Consider the following 19147-nt stretch of genomic DNA (forward strand, 5'->3'; position numbering starts at 1 on the left):
CCCCTCCAGGACAACATGTGATGAGCTCCACGTTGCGTTGCCTCGGTCTTCTTGCGGGTCTCAGCCTCGCCATGCCCGCCCGTGCATCATCCGTCGAGCAGCTTCCGCTTCCGGTGGGGTGCCAGGTCGTCCAGCGAACCGATGCGGCGGGCCGAGCGGTAGATGTGGCCGAGCCCGCATTTCCTCCGGTCCAGCTCGAGGTCCGTACGCCTTTCGCACCCAGCGCCTTCAGTGCGGGCGGCTATCGCTATCTTGTCTACGAACTGCAGCTGCAGAACCGATCCGAAGACGCGTTGCACATCAACGCGCTGGATATTCTGGCGTCCGCGCCAGACGGCGCTGATCGCCTGCTCACTGTTTCCGGAAACACCCTGCGTGACCAGATGACCCTTGTCGGCGGCGGCGCCATCGATGCCGCGCATACGTTGCAGGCGGGGCGAGCCGCCACGGTTTTCCTCTGCATCGCCTTCAATGATGCATCGTCGGTGCCGGAGCGGCTTGTGCATCGCATTGCCCTGGATGGCGCGGTAGCCGAAGGCCCCGAGCTGGGGACACGACATGGCGTCGTGAAGGTGTTGTCCAGTCCCGTCCGCGGCAGTCACTGGCTGGCCGACAACGGTCTGGCACTGGACCGCCACCATCGGCCGGGCGTGTTCGTCGCCGGTGGCGTCGCGCAGATCTCGCGCCGATATGCCATTGACTGGAAGCGCCGTATCGATGGCGATCTTCTGAACGGTGATCCGCGGGATGTGCGGAGCTACCACGCCTACGGGCAGCCGGTGTTCGCAGTCGCCGACGCCACGGTCGTCGAAGCCAGGGGCGGGTTCCCAGACAACATACCCAGGACATCGGCAGGATTCACTCCTGCAGTGCCGTTGAGCATGGAGTCGTTGGCAGGCAACTCGGTGGTGCTTGACCTGGGTGAAGGCCAGTTTGCGCACTATGCACACCTTCAACCTGGAAGTGTCACCGTCAAGGCCGGCCAGCGCGTTCGGCGCGGAGAACCATTGGCAAACATCGGCAATTCGGGTGATGCACGCTGGCCTCACCTGCATTTCCAGGTGACCACCGGGCCCGGAATCATGAGCAGCGAAGGGATTCCCTTCGTGCTTGATCACTTCCGCATCAAGGAGCCCTCTGGCAAGTGGGACGCGAGGCGCAGCGAGTTTCCGCTGCCCGAGCATGAGCTGGATTTCTGATACCGAAGGCGAGCAAAGGCACCGCCGTCTGGCGGCTCACAACCGTGGCCAGATGGTCCGGGGAGAAGATCTGCTGCCGGCCAGCAGCAGACCTGCCTGGCAGCGTCCTGCGCTGTCAGCGCTCCGCACGCTTTTCATACCAGCCCTGGGTACGATTCACGATCCGCACCACGGACAGCATCACCGGTACTTCGATCAGCACGCCGACGACCGTGGCCAGCGCCGCCCCCGACTGCACGCCGAACAGCCCCACCGCTGTCGCCACCGCCAGTTCGAAGAAATTGCTGGCGCCAATCAGTGCTGAAGGGCCGGCCACGCAATGGGCCACGCCCAGGCGACGATTGAGCAGGTAAGCCAGGCCGGAAGTGAAATAGACCTGGATCAGGATCGGCACGGCAATCAGCGCGATCACCAGCGGTTGCTCCACGATCTGCCGGCCCTGGAAGCCGAACAGCAGTACCAGTGTGAGCAGCAGGGCGCACAGCGAGATGGGCCCCAGCTTGCGAAGCACCCGCTGCAACGCTGCCTCGCCACTACGCATCAGGATCCAGCGCCGCAGCAACGCAGCCACCAGCACGGGCACTACAATGTAGAGGCCCACCGACAGCAGCAGCGTATCCCACGGCACGGTGATCGCCGACAGGCCCAGCAGCAGTGCAACCACCGGTGCGTAGGCAACCACCATGATCGCGTCGTTCAATGCCACCTGGCTCAGGGTGAAGTTGGCATCACCGCGGCACAGGTTGCTCCACACGAACACCATCGCGGTGCAGGGCGCGGCTGCCAGCAGGATCAGCCCGGCGATGTAGCTGTCGATCTGTGCTGCCGGCAACCAGTCGGCGAAGGCATGGCGCAGGAACAGCCAGCCCAGCAGCGCCATCGAGAATGGCTTCACCGCCCAGTTGATGAACAGCGTTGCGCCGATGCCCTTCCAGTGCTGCTGCAGCTGGCGCATCGCAGTGAAGTCGACCTTCAGCAACATCGGGATGATCATCAGCCAGATCAGCGCGGCAACCGGCAGGTTGACCTTGGCGATCTCTGCGGATGCCAGCGCGGCAAAAGCGCCGGGCAGGAAGTGACCCAGCAGGGTGCCAGCCGCAATGCACAGCACCACCCACAGGGTCAGGTGTCGCTCGAACAGGCTCATGGCAGTGGCGCCGTCACGGCGTACCGTCGGTCGGCAGCAGCTGGCCGATCCGGTCCAGTGCGTGCTGCACTGCCTCGCGGTCGGACCACACCGATTCGGGCAGCGCGAGCAATGCACGCAGGCGCAGCTTCACGATGGCATGGGCCAGCGCGAAGGCTGCGGCCTTGTCGGCATCGCTGCCCGCTACGGCCGCCGGATCGGGCAGGCCCCAGTGGCTGCGGATGAAGTCACCGAACACCACCGGGCAGGCTTCGGTGGCCGCCGAATCGCACACGGTGATCACCAGGTCCATCGGGGCCGCGTCCACGAACACATCCCACGATTTGCTGTGCAGGCCATCGATCGGCATGCCTTCGGCCTGCAGCTGCGCCAGCGCGAACGGGTTGACCTGGCCGGTGGGCTGGCTGCCGGCGCTGAAGGCGGCGAAGCGATCGCCGCCCCAGGCGCGCAGGGTGGCTTCGGCAAGCACGCTGCGGGCGCTGTTGCCGGTACAGAGGAAGAGGACAGAACGGGTCATGGGGCAATCGCCTCGATGGGGCAGGTCGTGTGCGGTGTCAGCACTTGCACGCGGGAGCTGCGGGCACGCACTCCTCGCTGGGTGAACCCGCGCAGCAGTTGTGCGTGAGGTACTCGATCAAGCCGTTCATGGCATCGAAGTTGGCCCGATAGCAGACATGGCGGCCCTGGCTTTCGCTCTCCACCAGCCCGGCCTGCACCAGCTCCTTCAGGTGGAAGCTGAGCGTGGCTGGGGGCACCTGCAGGGCGGTGGCGATGTCGCCTGCCATGCGTCCTGCCGGGCCGGCCTCCACCAGCAGGCGGAAAGCGGCCAGGCGGGTGGCGTGACCCAGGGCAGTCAAGGCGGCGATTGCATTCAATGTTTCCATATTTCTAGAATAGTCGAATGAATAAGCCAGTCACAAGTGCCCATCTGCCGAACCTGGTGGACGGCTCGCTGCCCCAGCCCGATCACCACCAGCTCGCCGCGGCAGATCCGGGGCCGCCACGCATCCTCCTGCTCTACGGCTCGCTGCGGCCGCAGTCGTTCAGCCGCAAGCTGGCGCTGGAAGCCGAGCGATTGCTGCGCCATCTGGGGTGCGAAACCCGCGTGTTCGATCCGCATGCGCTGCCCATGCTGGACAGCGTGGAAACGAGCCACCCCGAAGTGCAGCGCTTGCGTGCGTGGTCGCAGTGGTCGGAGGGCCAGGTCTGGGTCAGCCCCGAGCGGCATGGCACGGTCACCGGCGTATTCAAGAACCAGATCGACTGGTTGCCGCTGGAAGATGGCAGCGTGCGACCCACGCAGGGCAGGACGCTGGCGGTGATGCAGGTGAGCGGTGGCTCGCAGTCGTTCAACACGGTCAACACGTTGCGCGTACTTGGACGTTGGATGCGCATGCTGACCATCCCCAACCAGTCATCGGTGGCCAAGGCCTGGCAGGAATTCGATGACGATGGGCGCATGAAACCCTCGCCGTACTACGACCGCGTGGTGGATGTGATGGAGGAACTGGTGAAGTTCACGCTGCTGACGCGAGGGCGGTCGGACTACCTGGTGGACCGCTACAGCGAGCGCAAGGGCGACGCGCACGCCGCAGCATTGGCGCGGGCCGCAGGGGCTGCGGCTTCCTGATGCTCAAGGGGGCCGACCGGGGCACGATCACCCGCGCAGCTTCTTCACCCTTGAAGCGGCAAGGCGGATGATCACCACGTAGGCAAGCAGCATGCCGGTGCCGATGCCCAACACCTCGATTTCCCAGTTGCGGCGGTAGGGAGAAGGGCCCATGAAGGCCCACGCCAGCAGCAGCACTGCAATCAGCAAGGCGTTGCGGTTGGCCTTCGAAATGAGTTCATCTTCCGTCGCGCACCCCATGTTCGGATCCCAGGAACCGAGCAGCCATCCCAGGCCACGCAGGTACTCACGTCCAACGAAGAACAGGAACACGAATACGCCTGCCATCGTGCTCAGTAGAAACTGGAAGACTGGGTCCACCGGCAGCCTCATGAACGAGGCAGACGTGGCCTCGCAGGATCGTCAATGGGCGCAGTATGCCAGCGTGCCGGCCTTCGGAGACGGCACATCTGGCCAGCGAAGGCTACTGGTTCCCGATACAGAGGTACGAAATCAGATGCGATCGCAATGGTGTCGCAATTCGCACTTTAGCGCTGCTAGGCCTGATTGAAGCGGAACGCGTTCAGACCTTCAGATACATTGCGCAGAAATTCACTGCATACATGGAAGCGGAAGGAGGGCCAGACAATATTGTCAATGAGCCCGCAAACCTGCACATGCCCATCGGTCATCTGATCGAGTACTGGCTGCACCGTGGAGAGGGCCCAGATCTAAGAGACTATCTGAGAAAAATCCGCATGCCCGGCGGCACTGCCTATGCCAAGGAGACGGCAGTGATGTTCCGGACTGCCCGAGCGGCCGCATTCAGTCAGTAGATCCGGGCCGTGGAATCCACGACCAACGCCGCCTGATGGGTCACGCACCACAGTTCAAGTTCTTCTCTGAGTTGAGGCCAGAGATCGGACGCCCACGAGGGGGCGTTGCTTCGGAATACCTCTTCGGAAGGCAGGTAGGCCGTCAACCTGCCCATTGGCAGCTCAAGAACGAACGAGCCATGCGGGCCTGTGCAGACCAGCTCTTCCTTCCACCGTGCTTTGAATTCGAAAACGGACATGCGGACGTGACACCTGAACCAAGCCGGCCCGCGAAGCGGGTTCCCCCGGCGTGGAGTATACGCCGGCGCTGCTACTTGCTTGCGCGCCGCGCGCCCTTCTCGTCTTCGTCCTTCGCATCCCCGCGGCTCTGCGCGAACTCCGGGAACGTCTTCGCGATCGAATCCTTGTCCGGCAGGATGTAGAACACGCCGCCCTTCTCGAACATGGGTTGCACGATCTGCCCATAGAACGCGGGCGAGACGTTGATGCAGCCGTGGGTGACGCGGTTGTCGTCCGGCGTGGGCGATGCCAAGCGCTCGGCGCGCTTTTCCTTCGGGCTGCCCGGCGGCAGCGGATGCATTGAAACGGCGGAATCGTAGTCCACCCACAGCACGCGCCCGGCATCGTCGGAGGGGCCGTAGCCACCAATGAAGCGGCCGGCCGGCGTGGTGCGGTCGTGGCCGGGAATCGCGCTCAGTGCGAGCTTGGCGACGCCGGGTGCGGAATGATCGCCGATGGCCGAACCGAACAGCGCCGGTGCCGCGCCACGCAGCTTGCCGTCGCCGCTGAAGATCAGAACCTGCGCCGCCGCCTTGTCCATGACCGCAAACGGATAGCCCTGGTTGTCCTTGCTGGCGACCACCCAGCCGGCCAGTTCGATCACCGTTTCGGACACGCTCTGGTCAGGCGGAAGTTCATCAACGGCGGCCACCGGTGGTGCAGGTGCGTCCTTGTCCCTGGCGTTGGCTACGCCGCTGCACGCAACGACCAGTGCCATGGACAGTGCGGCATGCAGGGCGAGGCGTGCAGGGGAGGAGTAGGTACGAATGGGACGGCTCCTTGCAATGCAATCTCGGGTGGAAGGACGCCAGTGGCCGGCGAAGGCCACTGGTTCCCGATACAGAGATACGAAATCAGATGCGATTCAAACAGTGAGGGAGCGATTACCCGCGCGGCTTGCGGCCCGCAGGTGCCCTTTCAAGCTGCTGCACGCGACCTTCGATCTGGTCCAGGCGCTGGTTGGCCTGCTGCGCGGACTGGTTGGCGGACTCCGCACTCTGCGCAGCACCCTGCACCTTTACGTCGAGCTGATCGAGACGCGAGTTGATGGTTGCAAACTCGTTCTTGTAAGAGGCGCAGGCGCCAAGGCTGACGGTGGCGATGAGCGCTACAGCAAGTGCGCGGGCCGTCTTCATGTGTTGCGGGTTCAGGTTCATTGCACTCCCTCCTTCGTCTGGGGAAGCTGGAATATAGCGGCGTTTGTTCCCGTCGCTGACAAGCGCTTTCAGCTGGAATTTGAATACGTGGATGAGCTGTGAAGCCTGCCTGTGACCCCACATTAACAAGCGGGATCAGGCGAGCTGATGCACGTCGGCCGATCGCCTTGCGCCTGTTCAGAACAGCCAATTCATCTGTATGAAGCCGATGTCTGTCTGAGAGGCGTGCGCGTGTTCATAAAGGCTGCAAACGCCGATTGCCTGTTGCCTGTTGCCCGTTGCAGCGGCGCGTACGGCTACTTCAACGCAGGCAGCGTGAAGCCACTGCCATAGACAATGCCCACGAGGGTCCGCAGGAAATCAGCGGTTGGAATGCGCTCGCCGTTGGTGGAGTACGCGATCGACACATCATCGGCAGGGTTGTAGATGACGCGCGAATGAGAGCCCAGTACATCGCCGCCGTGGCCGAGGAAGCGCCGCTCGCCGAACGGGAACTCGGCCAGTCCTTTTCCCCAGCCGGCACCGACAGCCGGCGTCATCTGGTCGAGGCTTTCCCCGCGCAGCAGCCGGTAGTGGAACAGCGCATTGATCAGCACGTTCAGTTCGCGCGTGGTGCTGGCGATGTCGCCCACGCCGATCACGTTGGTGTACGCGATGTCCTTGATCTCGTTCCACTGCCCTGCATATGCATAGGACTTGAAGGTGTTGGCGTCGTGCGACGGTGCTGCGGCGAAGTGCTGCAACGCCAGCGGTTGTGCAATCTGCTGTTCGACGATGTGCTGGTAGTCGGTGCCATGGCGCTGCTCCAGGATCATCCGCAGCAGCAGGTAGGCAGAGTTGGAGTAGGCCACGCGCGTCCCCGGCGCGAACGCAGTGCCCTGCCTTCGTACTTCGTCGAGAATCCGGGCCTGGCTCACCTCGTCCACCACCCAGACCGCGCCGTCCTGTATCGCGAAGTTGCCCAGGCCACTGGAATGCGCCAGCAGATGACCAATGGTGATCTGCGGCGCCGACGGCATGTCGGGGAAGAAGTCCGACAGGTGGTCGTCCAGGCTCAACCGGCCTTCTTCGATCAGCTTGAACGCCAGGATGGCGGTAACCATCTTGGTCACCGAGGCGATCTGGTAGCGGGTGCTGCCGTCGTGCGCGACAGGTGGCAGGTTCTTCTGCCCGAAACTCCTGTTGTAGACCTCCTGCCCGTTCCGGAAGACGGACACACTGCCGACGCCGGCGTTGTTCTTCTCGACCTGATCGAGGAAGTCATCCAGCGTGCCTGCATTGACCCACGCCGCAGAAGCGGCTGCATTCGCGCCGTGAGCAAGCATCGACATCGTGAGCAGCAGAAGCAGGCAAGCCAGTCTCTTCATCGTGCAACCCTGGGTTGGAATGATGCGTACGCCACGCATGCAGAGTTCCCTGAACGGGAGCCTTATTTATACACCAGTCAGTTCAATATTCAGGGTCGATTAGACCCCCTAACGGATAATTCACACCTGTCGACCGCCTCCTCTCTCTCCCCCTCCCCGGAGGCGGTCGACGAAACCAAAATAATTAAAGGTGTGTCCCGATGAACAAGAATTCGCTGCTTGCCCTGGGTCTTCTGGCTGCCCTGCCGTTCGCTGCATCGGCAACCGACGGCCTGTCGTACAACTTCGTTGAAGGCGGCTACGTGAACACCGATGCCAAGGGCGGCGACGCCGACGGCTGGAAGGTGAAGGGTTCCGTGGCGGTGCACCCGAACTTCCACATCTTCGGCGACTACAGCGCGCAGGAGACCGACAAGTTCAAGAATGACGTCGACCAGTGGCGCATCGGCGCCGGCTACAACTACGGCATCGCACCGAACACCGACCTGGTGGCTCGCGTTGCGTACCAGAAGTACGACATGAAGCATGGCCTGGACTTCAACGGCTACTCCACCGAGGTTGGCGTGCGCACCGCGTTCAACCCGTACGTGGAAGGCTACGTGATGGCCGGCTACGAGGACTACACCAAGAAGCACGGCATCAACCCGGACGGCGAGTTCTACGGCCGTGTCGGCGCCACCGCCAAGTTCAACCAGAACTGGGGCCTGAGTGGCGAAGTGAAGCTGGCCAAGGCCGGCGACCGCGAGTGGTTCGTGGGCCCGCGCTTCACCTGGTAACAAACGCCTGTCGTTAGTGCGTGTTGTGCTGGCGTGTGACTCTCTCTCTCTCCCACACGCCAACCGAAGCCCGGCCTCGCGCCGGGCTTCACTTTTTCCGGGACCTCTGAGGCATCGGTAATGCGCGGGCATACTGTCAGCCCACCGGATGGCGGATTCCGCATGCAGACCTCCCTTTGCGCATACGTGCAGCAGGCCGATGGCAACACCGTGCAGGTGGTGCTTGTGGATGCCACCGCGCAGCCGGCGCTGGGTGCGCTTGGTTTTCAGGGCGTGCCGCCGATCCTGCATGCCTCTGTCGCCGACGATGCCGCCAAGACCCGCATGTTCGTCGCATTGCGCGATCTGGGCGTGGCCTTCTCGGCGGGGCGCGAGTGGTGCCCGGCCGAGGTGTTCGCCTGGCTGCGCGAGCGCGGCCTGCTGGAAGGCGCGTACCTGCGCATCGCTTGGATTGGCACGCAGCAGTTCCAGTTGACCCGGGCGTAGTGCGGCGCTGCTGGCAGCGGAACGAGAACCGCTCCGGCCGCGCGCGGGTGGTTCGGCTATGATCGCCGGCACATCGCCACGCGATGCGCCCGCCTCAAGCCAGCAGGAACCGCCGTGAACTCCCAGCCCGCACCGATCACCGCCCTCAATCACACGCTCGACAACGAGCCGCAGCAGATCACTGCGCCGCTGACCCATTCGGCGGCGTTCCTGGTGCTGAAGGTGAAGGATGACGAAGCGTCGATCGCCAAGGCGCGCGAGGTGCTGGCCAGTACCGACGATCTGATCAAGAACACCGCCATCCGCGAGATCGAGCGCACCTTTACCTGCAACGTCGCCATCGGCCACCGCGTGTGGCAGCCGCTGGTGGGCACCACGCCGCCGCGTGAGCTCAAGCCCTTCCGCGAGATCAAGGGCGCGGCCCACACCGCCGTGTCTACACCCGGTGACCTGCTGTACCACATCCGTGCACGAACCATGGACCTGATCGTGGCGTTCGAGCGCAACCTGCTGATGGCCTTCGGTGATGCGGTGGAAACGGTCGATGATGTGGCCGGTTTCCGCTACTTCGATGGCCGCGACCTGCTCGATTTCGTCGATGGCACCGCCAACCCGGAAGGACTGTCGTTGCCGGAAGCCACGATCGTGGGTGGCGAAGACCCGGAGCATGCCGGCGGCAGTTACGTGGTGGTGCAGAAGTACCTGCACAATCTCGATGCGTGGCGCGCACAGAAGACCGAGGCGCAGGAAGCGATCATCGGCCGCACCAAGCACGACAACATCGAGCTGGATGACGCACCGGCGGATGCGCAGAAGTCGCACAAGACTCTGTGCACCATTGAAGACGCCGACGGCGAGCACGAGATCCTGCGCGACAACATGCCGTTCGCCAACCCGGGCCGTGGCGAGTACGGCACCTATTTCATTGGTTACACGCGCCGCCTGTGGGTGATCGAGAAGATGCTCGAGCGCATGTTCATTGGCAATCCCGCGCCGCTGCACGACCGCATCCTCGATTTTTCCACCGCCACCACCGGCGTGACCTTCTTCGCGCCCTCGCGCAAGGTACTGGCCGACCTGGCGGAGTGATCAACGTATGCGTATGCATCTGGAGGACGTATGTCTGTCTTGAGAGGCCCCTTCCTGGCGACATTGTTCATGGGTATCGCCGGCTGCTCGACAGCACCGGGTCTGCTTGAACAGGCACCCGAGTCATTTGATTCTTCGAAATCGGTGCAGCAGGTGACCGTGTGCCTGTCCCAGACGTGGACCCAGCGCAACAAGGTTGTGCGCGTGCTGCCCACCGAATCCGGGCAGCGTATTGTCATCGACAACCCTGTGAACCATGGGGTGATTGCCATTGTCGAGCTTGCCTCTGCCCCGGCCGGTACGTCTGCACGCTACTGGAAGGGCGCAGGCCTCACTGGTTGGACGCGCGATGATCTGAAGGCCTGCCTGGACTGATCGAAGGCAATCCTTCTCAGTTGGGTAAGCTCGACGCGCCGCGCCATCACGGCCCGCCATCTGCCTGTCATCTATCGCGCCGACCATGTCGTGCTGGATGGGAGTGCAGGAGGCCGGCGATGGTCAAGACCAGGAACAGGACCGACGCGCGGCGTTGGTGGCGGCCGTTGGCCGCGTTGTTCGGCGCGTTGGCACTGGGGAGTGCCAGTGTTTCCGCGCAGGAGGCCCCTGCGCACTGGATGGCCTATGCCGCTGCGGTGGGTGGCCAGCTGCAGCAGCGCCTGCAGCAGGAACAGGATCCGCAGGCGCAGCGCGTGGTGGAGTGGCTGCGGGCACACACGGATACACCCACGCCGTTACCGGTGAGCCTGTGGATTGCGGCGGACGGCCGCATCTCGAAACTGGAGTTCGACAGCCTGGGTGACCGCCAGGTGGATGCAGATCTGCGCGCGACCCTGCAAGCGGCGCCGCTGCAGGCCGCACCGCCTGCTGACATGCGCCAGCCGCTGCGGTTGGGTCTGGTGCTTGACCGGTAGATCCACGCCATGCGTGGATGGGCCTACCGGTGACCCCTCAGCCACGCATGGCGTGGCTCTACTGTGGATGGCCAGCGCACAGCCCGGCCATCCGTATCAACGAACCGGCGCCACCTGCCGACATGCGCCAACCGCTGCGATTGGGTCTGGTGCTTGACCGGTAGATCCACGCCATGCGTGGATGGGCCTACCGGTGACCCCTCAGCCACGCATGGCGTGGCTCTACTGTGGATGGCCAGTGCACAGCCCGGCCATCCGCATCAACGAACCCGCACCGCCGGCCGACATGCGCCAACCGCTGCGGTTGGGTCTGGTGCTTGACCGGTAGATCCACGCCATGCGTGGATGGGCCTACCGGTGACCCCTCAGCCACGCATGGCGTGGCTCTACTGTGGATGGCCAGCGCACAGCCCGGCCATCCGTATCAACGAACCGGCGCCGCCTGCGGTTCGCGTGCGGCCGCACTCCATGCACGCAGGCCGAACGCGGCCAGGCCCAGGAAGAACACGTACAGCGCGGCAGTCACGTGCAGCGACTTGAACAGGTACGCGCCCACGTAGACCACGTCCACCACGATCCATACCCACCAGCAGGCCACATGGCGGCGCGCCTGCCACCACTGGCCAACCAGGCTCAGTGCGGTCAGCATCGCGTCCAGCCACGGCAGCGCGGCGTCGGTGAAGGTGTGCATGCCGGCTCCCAACGCCACGCCACCGCACAGGCCGATGGCCAGGTCGCGCAGCAGCTTGCCGCGCGCCAGCGGCACGATGCGGATGCTGCCTTCATCGGCAGCATGCTGGCGCCAGTTGAGCCAGCCATAGACCAGGAAACCACCAAAGGCGACCTGCAGCAGTGTGTCCGAGTACAGCTTGGCCTCGGCGAACACCAGCCCGTACAGCGTCACCGACAGCAGGCCCACCGGCCATGCCGACAGCCGGCGCCTGGCCATCAGCCAGACGCCGAGGATGCTGCAAAGGGCGGCGGTCCACTCGAGCATGACGCCGCTCACAGCGCGAACGTCACCGACAGGCGCGCCTGTCGCGGTGCGCCGGGGAACAGGTAGTAGTCACCGCCGCTGCTGCCGGTATCGCGCCAGTAGAAGCGGTTGAACACGTTGTCCACCGACAGGTTCCAGGTCACCGCACGTTCGTGCAGGCGGTGCTGGAAACGCAGGCCGGCGTCGAACACCGAGTAGTCCGGTGCACGCACGCCGCCATCGGCACGGGCCACGTTGGCACCGGCATAGCGCCAGCCGCCGGTCACATCCAGGCCCTGCACGAACGGCAGCGCATAGGCCACGTGCACGCTGGCCCGCACCTTCGGCACGTTCACCAGCTGATGGCCTTCATAGGTGGGCGTGCCGGTATCGCGAGCACGCGCCTGCAACACGCTGGCGCTGGCCACGATCTGCAGTGCATCGGTCAGCTGGCCGTTGGCGGTCAGCTCCAGGCCGGTGTGGGTCTGCGTGCCTTCCTCGACGAAGGTGTAGCCGACGTCGCTGTTGTCCGGCTTGGCGTATTGGTACGGCTGCGAAATGCGGAATACCGCCGCACCCAGGGTCAGCGCCTCGACCGGCACGTACTTCACGCCCACTTCCAGCTGCCGCGACTGCACCGACGGCAGGAAGGTGTCGGCATTGCTGGTCCAGAACGGCGCTTCCTGGCCCAGCGAAATGCCGCGCACGTAACTGGCATAGGCGTTGAGCTGGTCGGTGGCCTTCCACACCAGTGCGGTCTGCGGCAGGAAGCGCGACAGGCGGCTGTGGCGCTGCGGGGTGCCGCGCTTGTCGTAGGCGCGCTCATCGAGGCGCACGAAGCGGCCACCGGCCAGCCACTGCCAGTCGTCACCGAAGCTCATCCGGTCCAGCGCGAAGAACGCGGTCTGGCGGCTGTCCAGGCGGCGTGCGGACGGGCCGGGCATCTTCGGCGACGGCTCAAACACCGGCACCGGTGTTTCGTGGATGTTGCTGGTGCCGACGTACTCGTTGACGCTCGGGCGCTTGTCCACGGTGCGGCGGAAGTAGTCGGCGCCGATGGTCAGCTGGTGGCCGATGCTGCCGGTCTCGAAGCGGCCACGCAGTTCGGCGCGCGCCTGCTGGTTGCGGCGGGTATCGTCCGGGCTGCGGTAGTCGTAGATGTCGTAGTCGCCGTTGGGCGCGAAGTAGTTGCCCGGCACGCTGCCGTCGGCGCACTGCACGGCGTAGTAGCAGCCGTAGGCGAAGGCGACGTTGTCGTCGATCACCGACCGGCTGTGGCCTACCGACACGCGCGACTGCCAGGCGTCGTTGAAGTCGTAGGTGTGCAGTGCGGTGATGTTGGTGCTGGCGATATCCACCGGGCGCTGCCACGGCTGGTAGCCGAGCAGATGCTCGCGGTCGACGCCGCGCGGCAGGTCACGCGCGCCCAGCAGCTGGTAGCCGGACACCGAACGCTGCGAGCTGGTCTGGTAGTTGGCATCCACTTCCAGCTTGCCGCGTTCGCCGATCAGCCAATCGGCCGCCAGCGAGTAGAAGTTGCGGCGGCCATCGGCGTGCTCGACATAGGAGTTGCTGGAATCCCACGCGGCATTTAGGCGAAGGCCGAAGCGCGGGGTGATCCAGTGGCCGACATCGACGGCGACGTAGCGCGAGCCTTCCGAATCGGTGCCGAGCGTGGCGGTGCGCACCTCGGCCGGACGCTTGCCGATGTAGTTGATGATGCCGCCCGGCGCCATCACGCCTGCGGCCAGGCCGGCTTCGCCCTTGAGGATTTCCACCGACTGCACGTTCTCCAGCGCCAGGCGCTGTTCGCCGGCGATGGACAGGCCGTTGAAGCGGTAGCCGGTGGCGGCGTCCAGCGCGAAGCCGCGGATGGCGATGTTCTGGTAGTAGCCCACCGGCGCATAGGCATCGCCCAGTGAGGCATCGTTGCTGGCCAGCTCGGACAGTGAACGCACCTGGCGGCGGTCGAGGTAATCGCGCTCGAGCACGTTCACCGACGCCGGCGTGTCCTTCCAGGAACCACCACCGAAGGTGTTCACGCGCGAGGTATCGGCCTTCGGCTTGCCGGCCTGCACGCGCACGGCCGCCAGTTCGGTCGGCGAGCGTTCGGCGCCGCTGGCAGCCGCATCGGGGGACGCATCGGGGGACGCATCGGCTTCGCTGGCATGCAGCGGCAAGGCGGCGCAGAGGGCGAGGGAGAGCAGGGTGGGGCGCAGGCAGCGGTTCATTCGGTTCGTCTTCGGACAACAAGGGAGACGAAGCGACGGCGCGCAGGTGCACCGGCCCATGATGGGGGTGTGGCTGCGGCTCAAAGCTCCCTACGCCGGTGCAAACCGGATCAGGTTCCAAGGGACTCTCTCAGCCTGGCAGATCCAGGCACCCCCGCTTCAGGTGACCATTTCACTACAAATGGTACGGATTTGCGAGCCGGTGCCCTTCAGGCTGCGGGGTCAGATCCCTTTCCGCAGGAAGGGGATCTGACCCCAACGGTGTACCAACCGGGTCATGCCGCGGTGTGCAGCGCCTGCAGCAGTGCCTGCCCCGGCGCGCTGCGGAACCATGCCGGATGCCCCAGCATGAACGGCTGCCAGGCCACGTCCGCATTTGCGGTCGAGCCGGTGATGCCTTCGAAGTACTCCACTTCGGACAGTGCGAAGTCGAAATGGACCATCGGCAGCAGGTCGGCCAACAGATGCACGCGCGTACCCGACAGCGGCAGCACTTCGCGGTAGCCGTCAAGCAACGCCAGCGCAATGTCGATGCGCACTGCATCCATGCCGCGCTCGAGTTCCAGCCACGCCACCGCGTTGCGCTCGATCGCGGTGGCGAGGTCGAACAGCGCGCTGGTGGGCGAGGCCAGGCCGAAATCCAGCACGGTACTGACCTGCCCGTCGCGCCACAGCAGGTTGGACACATGCCAGTCGTTGTGCGCCCACAACTGGGGTTCGTCGCGCAGGCGCGCGGCCAGGCCGGCGTGCCACGGCAGCACGTCGCGCTGCAGCTGCGCTTCCCATGGGATGCGTGCGAGGTAACGTGCCAGACCCGGGCGTGCAGTCAGGTCGGCCTCGATTGCTTCGATCGGATCGTCGGCACGGATCAGATCATCGCGCGCGACCAGCAGGTGGGTACTGCGCTGTGGCGCGTGGTAGCTGGCGGAGGCACGGTGCAGCCGCGCTAGCATGCGGCCGGCTTCGCGTGCCTGTGCGACATCGGTCAGCAGCGACCACGACACGGCGTCGCGGTAGACGTCTTCGCCCACGCCGACGGCATGCAATTCAAAGGTCCATTCGCCGTGTTCGACGGCAGTGCGGCCATCGGTCGCCGCCAGCACCTGCACCACCGGTACGCCCTCTGCGGCGAGATGAGCGATGAAGCGATGCTCCTCTTCCAGGCAGGCCGCGCTGCGCACACTGTGGTGATGGCGCTTGACGAACACCGCGCCGTCCACGCCGTCCACGCCGTCGACGATGGCGGCGGCTGACAGCGGCCGCGGGCTGTGCCAGCGGGGCTGGCTGTGCTCGCCCAGCTGCAGGTAACGCGCGCTCAGCCACGCGATGTCCGCGGCGCTGATGGGTGGCCAGTCGGCAGCGACCTCGTCGTTGTTGAGGCCCTGCACGCGGTGGGAGGAAGACGTCATGCAGCAGCCCGAGTGGGAAAAGTCACATCCAAGGCTGCGCATTCAACGCCATGACCGCGGCCAACGCAAACGGGCGGGTCATCGACCCGCCCGTCCCTGCATCAGCATGGGTGATGCCGACGCGCTTACCAGCCGCGATGGCGGCCGCGGTCGTTGTAGTAGCGGTTGTCGTAGTAGCGCTCGCGCTGCCAGCGGCGATCGTCACCACGGTCGTAGTAGCCGCTGCGGTAATAGCCACGATCGTAGCGCCGGTCGTAGCGGTTGTCGTAGTAGCGATTGTCGTAATAGCGACGGTCGCGGCGGTCGGAGGTGGTCAGGTTGCCGATCGCGCCGCCGGCCACGGCACCACCGACGGTGGCCGCAGGATCGCCGTTGGAGAGCAGATTGCCGGCCACGCCACCGACCACGGCGCCGACCAGGGTGCGCTTGTCCTTCCTCGACATCGCGCTGGCATCGCTGACCACGGCGACACCGGCACCCAGTGCCAGGGCCATCGCCAGACCACGGAAGCTGAGTGTGGAAGTACTGAGCATGTTCGTTCTCCTGTGAGGTGCATGCCACGCTGGGCAGGGAGGGCGCGGGCGCCCCGGCTGCCGTGGAGACCACGCTGACGTTCCAACATTGCCGGAACATTGCCTGGCCCACCGTGCGGCTTGCGCATTCATCTAGCGGCAGGTGGCATGAAGCAAGGCTGAAAGCGGCCGCGGCCGCTCAGCTGGCAGAAAGGGAAAGGGCCGCGCATGGCGCGGCCCCTCCCCGGTCTGCAAGGCGCTGCGGGCTCAGACGCCCATGGCCTTCTGCGCCTGGCGGGCCTGTTCCTGCTGCGCGTCCTGCTGCTGGTGCAGCACGTTCGGCGCGCCCTGCACCGCACCGCTGCTGAGCGCGATGCTCTGCTCGCTGGCGGCGCGGGTCTCCACCGCGACACGGCTGGCCGCCGGGTCACCGATCGTGCCCTGCACGGCAAACAGGCGTTCACCATTCGGGCTGGGCACCACCGAGTCGATGCGCTGCAGGCCGGCGGCGTGGGCTTCCCTGGTCAATGCCGCTGCGGTGCTTTCCAGCGCGTGGCGATCCTTGAAGGTGCCTGCCGGCATCAGCTCCAGCCCCTTGCTGGCCTGGATGAACAATGGATTGCGCGGGTGCCGCTCGTCGTTCAGCAGCGGGCGCTCGCGAGCGTCCCTGATCGCCTCCAGGGTCTTCGCGCCGACGACGCCGTCAGCGACCAGCCCGTTGTCCTTCTGCAGCTGGCGTACCGCCGCGTCGGTGTTGCGGCCAAAGCGACCGTCTTCGACCAGCGGCTTGCCATCGGCACCGACATAGCCCAGGTGGCCCAGCTGTTCCTGCACCGTGCGCACGCCGTCGCTGTGCGCGCCCTGCTTGTACAGTTCGGCCTGCGGCGTGGCAGCGGCCTTGTGCTCGGCCGCCGGCTTGCCCTGGGTCTGCTCGTGCGACTGGGTGCGGTTTTCCAGCAGGTCGCGCGCCTTGGACAGCGGGTCGGTGGCGTACAGCTTCCAGTTCGGGTGGTCCTTCACCTGCTTGAGGTAGTCCTCGATGGGCATGGTGTGCACGCCCTTGCTGCCGGTGGACTGGCTGATCAGCAGCTTGTCGGTGTTGGGGTCGCGCACCACCATCACGATGTGGTCGATGCCGTTCCAATGCTCGTGGCGGGTCCTGGCCGTATCCAGGCCGATGATCATGCCTTCCTTCAGCGCATCGGGCTTCAGGATCGCGTCGCGGTCAAGCAGCACGCCGGACTGGTCGAACGCCTTGCGCACGATGCCGCCGGAACCCAGGTTGCCCAGGTCGATGCGATCGGCCTTGCTGAAGACCGCATGCCCGGCCTTCTGGTTGATCTCATCCATGGTCCGGTTCTGCAGCGTGCCGACCCAACCGGAACAGTCGATGTAACCCTGTTCCACGTTCTTGCCGCTCTTGCCCGGCACATGCAGCGCGTGGCCCGGGATATTGATGGCGTACTTGACGTGGTCGTACTTCACGCCGGCCTCGTAGGCGGCCTGCAGCTCGATGCCCGGCTTCGGCGCGGCAGCGGCCGAAGCGGTCGCCGCCAGCGCGGCTGCACCGGCCGCCACGGCGGCGCTGGTCTGCACCGGCGCTGCCGGGGTCTGGCCCTGGCTCTGGCCTGGGGCAACCGTCTGCGGGGCGATGTTCTTTTCCGGAATGCTGATCGCCGCGTACTTGTGGATGTAGTAGCTGGAGAAGGTGCGCGCCAGGTCGCCATCGTTCATGCCGCGCATCTCGGCCAGGGTGTGGCCGGTGAGCGCCTTGGCATCGGAGCCGATCTGGTTGAGCACGTTGCGGCGCATGTTGATCTCTTCACCATGGCCGTTGCGCACCACGCCGAAGGTGCCGGTGGCGATCGCGGTCTGCACCGAGCCATAGCCGGCGCTGCCCTGCTGGTGGGCCAGGTACAGGTCCAGCCCGGTCGGCGTACTGCCACCGGACAGGTACGGGTGGCCGGTGCGTTCGTTGCGGCGTGCCATCGAGTCCAGGTTGTCCTGGTACATCTGTGCGGCCGCTTCGGTGTTGCGGGTCGGGTCGAACTCGTGGCCGGTCAGGTGATACTGGCGCGCGGAGCCGGGCACGAACTGGAACAGGCCCTTGGCGCCGGACGAGGTGTTGTGGGCGCGCTCGTTGAAGGTGCCGCCGGTCTCGATGTGCGCGAAGCGCATGAAGTCATCGACGGGAATGCCCTTGTGCCGGGCGACCTGCTCGACGATGTCCAGGACTTCCTTTCTGCTGTAGTCATGCTGTGCCATGACGTCTTCCTCGGGGTTGATGGAGCGGCGCGTGCCGCGAATCGCCAACCGGACTCATCCATGAGTCAAGAACATGTCGGTCAACAGGTAACCCGCACGTGCGGGTGGCAATCAGGGCGCGACGTACTGCTGGGTCGCGCTGTCGAAGGTGTAGTGCACGGCGTCGCCGGCAGCCAGCGCACGGGTCTTGCCCGGGGCGTCGATGGTGGTGCCCTTGAAGGTCACGGTCAGTCGCGGCAGGCCATTGCCGTCGGCAGCGAACGCCAGTTCGCCATCGCTGTCGGTGCAGGGCATCACGTTGCCCTCGTCGCAGGCGGCGCTGTTGTCCTCGCCGGTGCGCACCGAACCGACATAGCGCCAGACCTTGTTGTCCACGTCGTCTCCGCTGCGCTTGGGGTTGAACAGCAGCAGTGCATAGCCGGTGCTGCTGATGCCGCGGTCGAAGCTGCTGGTCGGCACCGCCAGCAGCAGGCGGCCGTCGGCGGTGCGGTGTTCAAGCGGCTTGCGCCGGGTATCGACATCGTCGGCCTTGTCATAGGCGCCCAGTGCGCCGATGGTCCATTCCTGGCCACGGAACTTCCAGGGCTTGTTCGCGTCGCTGCCGGCCAGCACGAAGGTGGCCTCGGCGAGGTTGGCGCGGTCATCCGGGCCGGCCGGCGACTGCTCGCCCGGCTTGCCGTAGTGCTCGCGGGTATCCCAGGAGAAACCCGTGTAATACGTGGTGCCGTCGAGGGTGAAGGTATGGCCGAACCAGAAGGTCGCCACGCTGCCGTTCTGGACCTCGTAGGAGGTCGCGCCATCACCGTCCACCTGGTAGGTGAAATACATCACGGTCGGCGCGTCGGGCGGGGTGACGGCGGTGTCGGGAGAGGTGTTCTGCATCGGGGCAACATCCTGT

The 19147-nt window shown here is 65.2% G+C and carries 21 protein-coding genes and 1 riboswitch; of the genes, 7 read left to right on the forward strand and 14 right to left on the reverse strand.

Going from position 1 to position 19147, the window contains the following annotated elements; genetic code table 11:
• Window positions 1-20 precede the first annotated feature (20 nt).
• Complete coding sequence (locus QP552_RS00685) at window positions 21-1199, forward strand: M23 family metallopeptidase (protein WP_286074689.1); 1179 nt, start codon at window positions 21-23, stop codon at window positions 1197-1199.
• 115 nt (window positions 1200-1314) lie between these two features.
• On the opposite strand, the gene arsB is transcribed toward QP552_RS00685, so the two are convergent.
• Genes arsB through QP552_RS00700 form a run of 3 tightly spaced genes read right to left on the reverse strand, consistent with a single transcriptional unit; the run spans window position 1315 to window position 3230 of the window.
• A complete protein-coding gene (gene arsB / locus QP552_RS00690; RefSeq protein ID WP_286074690.1) occupies window positions 1315-2346 on the reverse strand; it encodes an ACR3 family arsenite efflux transporter in 1032 nt (343 codons plus the stop codon).
• 13 nt (window positions 2347-2359) lie between these two features.
• Complete coding sequence (locus QP552_RS00695; protein ID WP_286074691.1) at window positions 2360-2863, reverse strand: arsenate reductase ArsC; 504 nt, start codon at window positions 2861-2863, stop codon at window positions 2360-2362.
• A gap of 37 nt (window positions 2864-2900) precedes the next feature.
• The gene (locus tag QP552_RS00700) at window positions 2901-3230 is read right to left on the reverse strand and encodes a metalloregulator ArsR/SmtB family transcription factor (RefSeq protein ID WP_180851066.1); all 330 of its coding nucleotides are present in this window, start codon (window positions 3228-3230) and stop codon (window positions 2901-2903) included.
• Window positions 3231-3247: 17 nt separating this feature from the next.
• On the opposite strand from QP552_RS00700, the gene arsH reads away from it, so the two are divergent.
• Window positions 3248-3976, forward strand: coding sequence for an arsenical resistance protein ArsH (arsH, locus tag QP552_RS00705; RefSeq protein ID WP_286074692.1), 729 nt, complete (start codon window positions 3248-3250; stop codon window positions 3974-3976).
• A gap of 27 nt (window positions 3977-4003) precedes the next feature.
• Here arsH and QP552_RS00710 read toward each other — a convergent pair whose 3' ends face one another.
• From QP552_RS00710 to QP552_RS00730, 5 genes are all read right to left on the reverse strand, one after another.
• Window positions 4004-4348: a hypothetical protein gene (locus QP552_RS00710; protein ID WP_286074693.1), complete on the reverse strand. Its 345-nt coding sequence runs from the start codon at window positions 4346-4348 to the stop codon at window positions 4004-4006.
• A gap of 436 nt (window positions 4349-4784) precedes the next feature.
• Window positions 4785-5030 carry a hypothetical protein gene (locus QP552_RS00715; protein ID WP_286074694.1) on the reverse strand — a complete coding sequence of 82 codons (246 nt, stop codon included), beginning with the start codon at window positions 5028-5030 and terminating at the stop codon, window positions 4785-4787.
• Window positions 5031-5101: 71 nt separating this feature from the next.
• Window positions 5102-5788: a hypothetical protein gene (locus tag QP552_RS00720; RefSeq protein WP_111113309.1), complete on the reverse strand. Its 687-nt coding sequence runs from the start codon at window positions 5786-5788 to the stop codon at window positions 5102-5104.
• Window positions 5789-5954: 166 nt separating this feature from the next.
• On the reverse strand, window positions 5955-6227 hold the full coding sequence (locus QP552_RS00725) for a hypothetical protein (RefSeq protein WP_010487149.1): 273 nt from the start codon (window positions 6225-6227) through the stop codon (window positions 5955-5957).
• 296 nt (window positions 6228-6523) lie between these two features.
• Complete coding sequence (locus QP552_RS00730; RefSeq protein ID WP_286074695.1) at window positions 6524-7558, reverse strand: serine hydrolase domain-containing protein; 1035 nt, start codon at window positions 7556-7558, stop codon at window positions 6524-6526.
• Between the two features lie 236 nt (window positions 7559-7794).
• Between QP552_RS00730 and QP552_RS00735 the strand changes: the two genes are divergently transcribed.
• From QP552_RS00735 to QP552_RS00755, 5 genes are all read left to right on the forward strand, one after another.
• Window positions 7795-8370, forward strand: coding sequence for an Ax21 family protein (locus tag QP552_RS00735; protein WP_286074696.1), 576 nt, complete (start codon window positions 7795-7797; stop codon window positions 8368-8370).
• A 162-nt stretch (window positions 8371-8532) separates the two neighbouring features.
• Window positions 8533-8856 carry a hypothetical protein gene (locus QP552_RS00740; protein WP_286074697.1) on the forward strand — a complete coding sequence of 108 codons (324 nt, stop codon included), beginning with the start codon at window positions 8533-8535 and terminating at the stop codon, window positions 8854-8856.
• Window positions 8857-8970: 114 nt separating this feature from the next.
• Window positions 8971-9945, forward strand: a complete 975-nt coding sequence (locus QP552_RS00745) for a Dyp-type peroxidase (RefSeq protein ID WP_286074698.1) — start codon at window positions 8971-8973, stop codon at window positions 9943-9945.
• Window positions 9946-10014: 69 nt separating this feature from the next.
• Window positions 10015-10320 (forward strand): hypothetical protein, encoded by a 306-nt coding sequence (locus QP552_RS00750; RefSeq protein ID WP_146260354.1) that lies wholly within the window; start codon window positions 10015-10017, stop codon window positions 10318-10320.
• Window positions 10321-10439: 119 nt separating this feature from the next.
• The gene (locus QP552_RS00755; protein WP_286074699.1) at window positions 10440-10856 is read left to right on the forward strand and encodes a hypothetical protein; all 417 of its coding nucleotides are present in this window, start codon (window positions 10440-10442) and stop codon (window positions 10854-10856) included.
• Between the two features lie 424 nt (window positions 10857-11280).
• Here the strand turns inward: QP552_RS00755 and pnuC are convergent, their stop codons facing one another.
• From pnuC to QP552_RS00785, 6 genes are all read right to left on the reverse strand, one after another.
• Window positions 11281-11853 carry a nicotinamide riboside transporter PnuC gene (pnuC, locus tag QP552_RS00760; RefSeq protein WP_286074700.1) on the reverse strand — a complete coding sequence of 191 codons (573 nt, stop codon included), beginning with the start codon at window positions 11851-11853 and terminating at the stop codon, window positions 11281-11283.
• A gap of 8 nt (window positions 11854-11861) precedes the next feature.
• Window positions 11862-14063 (reverse strand): TonB-dependent siderophore receptor, encoded by a 2202-nt coding sequence (locus tag QP552_RS00765; RefSeq protein ID WP_286074701.1) that lies wholly within the window; start codon window positions 14061-14063, stop codon window positions 11862-11864.
• 70 nt (window positions 14064-14133) lie between these two features.
• A riboswitch (TPP riboswitch) is annotated at window positions 14134-14229 on the reverse strand.
• 109 nt (window positions 14230-14338) lie between these two features.
• Window positions 14339-15472, reverse strand: a complete 1134-nt coding sequence (locus tag QP552_RS00770; protein ID WP_286074702.1) for a phosphotransferase — start codon at window positions 15470-15472, stop codon at window positions 14339-14341.
• A gap of 125 nt (window positions 15473-15597) precedes the next feature.
• Window positions 15598-16005 carry a glycine zipper 2TM domain-containing protein gene (locus tag QP552_RS00775; RefSeq protein ID WP_286074703.1) on the reverse strand — a complete coding sequence of 136 codons (408 nt, stop codon included), beginning with the start codon at window positions 16003-16005 and terminating at the stop codon, window positions 15598-15600.
• A gap of 246 nt (window positions 16006-16251) precedes the next feature.
• Window positions 16252-18249 (reverse strand): peptidoglycan-binding protein, encoded by a 1998-nt coding sequence (locus tag QP552_RS00780; protein WP_286074704.1) that lies wholly within the window; start codon window positions 18247-18249, stop codon window positions 16252-16254.
• A gap of 111 nt (window positions 18250-18360) precedes the next feature.
• On the reverse strand, window positions 18361-19131 hold the full coding sequence (locus tag QP552_RS00785; RefSeq protein WP_286074705.1) for a hypothetical protein: 771 nt from the start codon (window positions 19129-19131) through the stop codon (window positions 18361-18363).
• Window positions 19132-19147 lie beyond the last annotated feature (16 nt).

It is taken from the genome of Stenotrophomonas sp. 59, from assembly GCF_030291095.1.
GTDB lineage: Bacteria > Pseudomonadota > Gammaproteobacteria > Xanthomonadales > Xanthomonadaceae > Stenotrophomonas > Stenotrophomonas maltophilia_Q.

Excerpts from the sequence above, each read along its gene's own strand:
- arsB (WP_286074690.1), bottom strand. The coding sequence starts at position 2,346 with ATGAGCCTGTTCGAGCGACACCTGACCCTGTGGGTGGTGCTGTGCATT.
- QP552_RS00700 (WP_180851066.1), bottom strand. The coding sequence starts at position 3,230 with ATGGAAACATTGAATGCAATCGCCGCCTTGACTGCCCTGGGTCACGCC.
- QP552_RS00685 (WP_286074689.1), top strand. The coding sequence starts at position 21 with ATGAGCTCCACGTTGCGTTGCCTCGGTCTTCTTGCGGGTCTCAGCCTC.
- QP552_RS00750 (WP_146260354.1), top strand. The coding sequence starts at position 10,015 with ATGGGTATCGCCGGCTGCTCGACAGCACCGGGTCTGCTTGAACAGGCA.
- QP552_RS00715 (WP_286074694.1), bottom strand. The coding sequence starts at position 5,030 with ATGTCCGTTTTCGAATTCAAAGCACGGTGGAAGGAAGAGCTGGTCTGC.
- QP552_RS00755 (WP_286074699.1), top strand. The coding sequence starts at position 10,440 with ATGGTCAAGACCAGGAACAGGACCGACGCGCGGCGTTGGTGGCGGCCG.
- QP552_RS00785 (WP_286074705.1), bottom strand. The coding sequence starts at position 19,131 with ATGCAGAACACCTCTCCCGACACCGCCGTCACCCCGCCCGACGCGCCG.
- pnuC (WP_286074700.1), bottom strand. The coding sequence starts at position 11,853 with ATGCTCGAGTGGACCGCCGCCCTTTGCAGCATCCTCGGCGTCTGGCTG.
- QP552_RS00725 (WP_010487149.1), bottom strand. The coding sequence starts at position 6,227 with ATGAACCTGAACCCGCAACACATGAAGACGGCCCGCGCACTTGCTGTA.
- QP552_RS00710 (WP_286074693.1), bottom strand. The coding sequence starts at position 4,348 with ATGAGGCTGCCGGTGGACCCAGTCTTCCAGTTTCTACTGAGCACGATG.
- QP552_RS00765 (WP_286074701.1), bottom strand. The coding sequence starts at position 14,063 with ATGAACCGCTGCCTGCGCCCCACCCTGCTCTCCCTCGCCCTCTGCGCC.
- arsH (WP_286074692.1), top strand. The coding sequence starts at position 3,248 with ATGAATAAGCCAGTCACAAGTGCCCATCTGCCGAACCTGGTGGACGGC.
- QP552_RS00775 (WP_286074703.1), bottom strand. The coding sequence starts at position 16,005 with ATGCTCAGTACTTCCACACTCAGCTTCCGTGGTCTGGCGATGGCCCTG.
- QP552_RS00740 (WP_286074697.1), top strand. The coding sequence starts at position 8,533 with ATGCAGACCTCCCTTTGCGCATACGTGCAGCAGGCCGATGGCAACACC.
- QP552_RS00780 (WP_286074704.1), bottom strand. The coding sequence starts at position 18,249 with ATGGCACAGCATGACTACAGCAGAAAGGAAGTCCTGGACATCGTCGAG.
- QP552_RS00695 (WP_286074691.1), bottom strand. The coding sequence starts at position 2,863 with ATGACCCGTTCTGTCCTCTTCCTCTGTACCGGCAACAGCGCCCGCAGC.
- QP552_RS00730 (WP_286074695.1), bottom strand. The coding sequence starts at position 7,558 with ATGTCGATGCTTGCTCACGGCGCGAATGCAGCCGCTTCTGCGGCGTGG.
- QP552_RS00720 (WP_111113309.1), bottom strand. The coding sequence starts at position 5,788 with ATGGCACTGGTCGTTGCGTGCAGCGGCGTAGCCAACGCCAGGGACAAG.
- QP552_RS00735 (WP_286074696.1), top strand. The coding sequence starts at position 7,795 with ATGAACAAGAATTCGCTGCTTGCCCTGGGTCTTCTGGCTGCCCTGCCG.
- QP552_RS00770 (WP_286074702.1), bottom strand. The coding sequence starts at position 15,472 with ATGACGTCTTCCTCCCACCGCGTGCAGGGCCTCAACAACGACGAGGTC.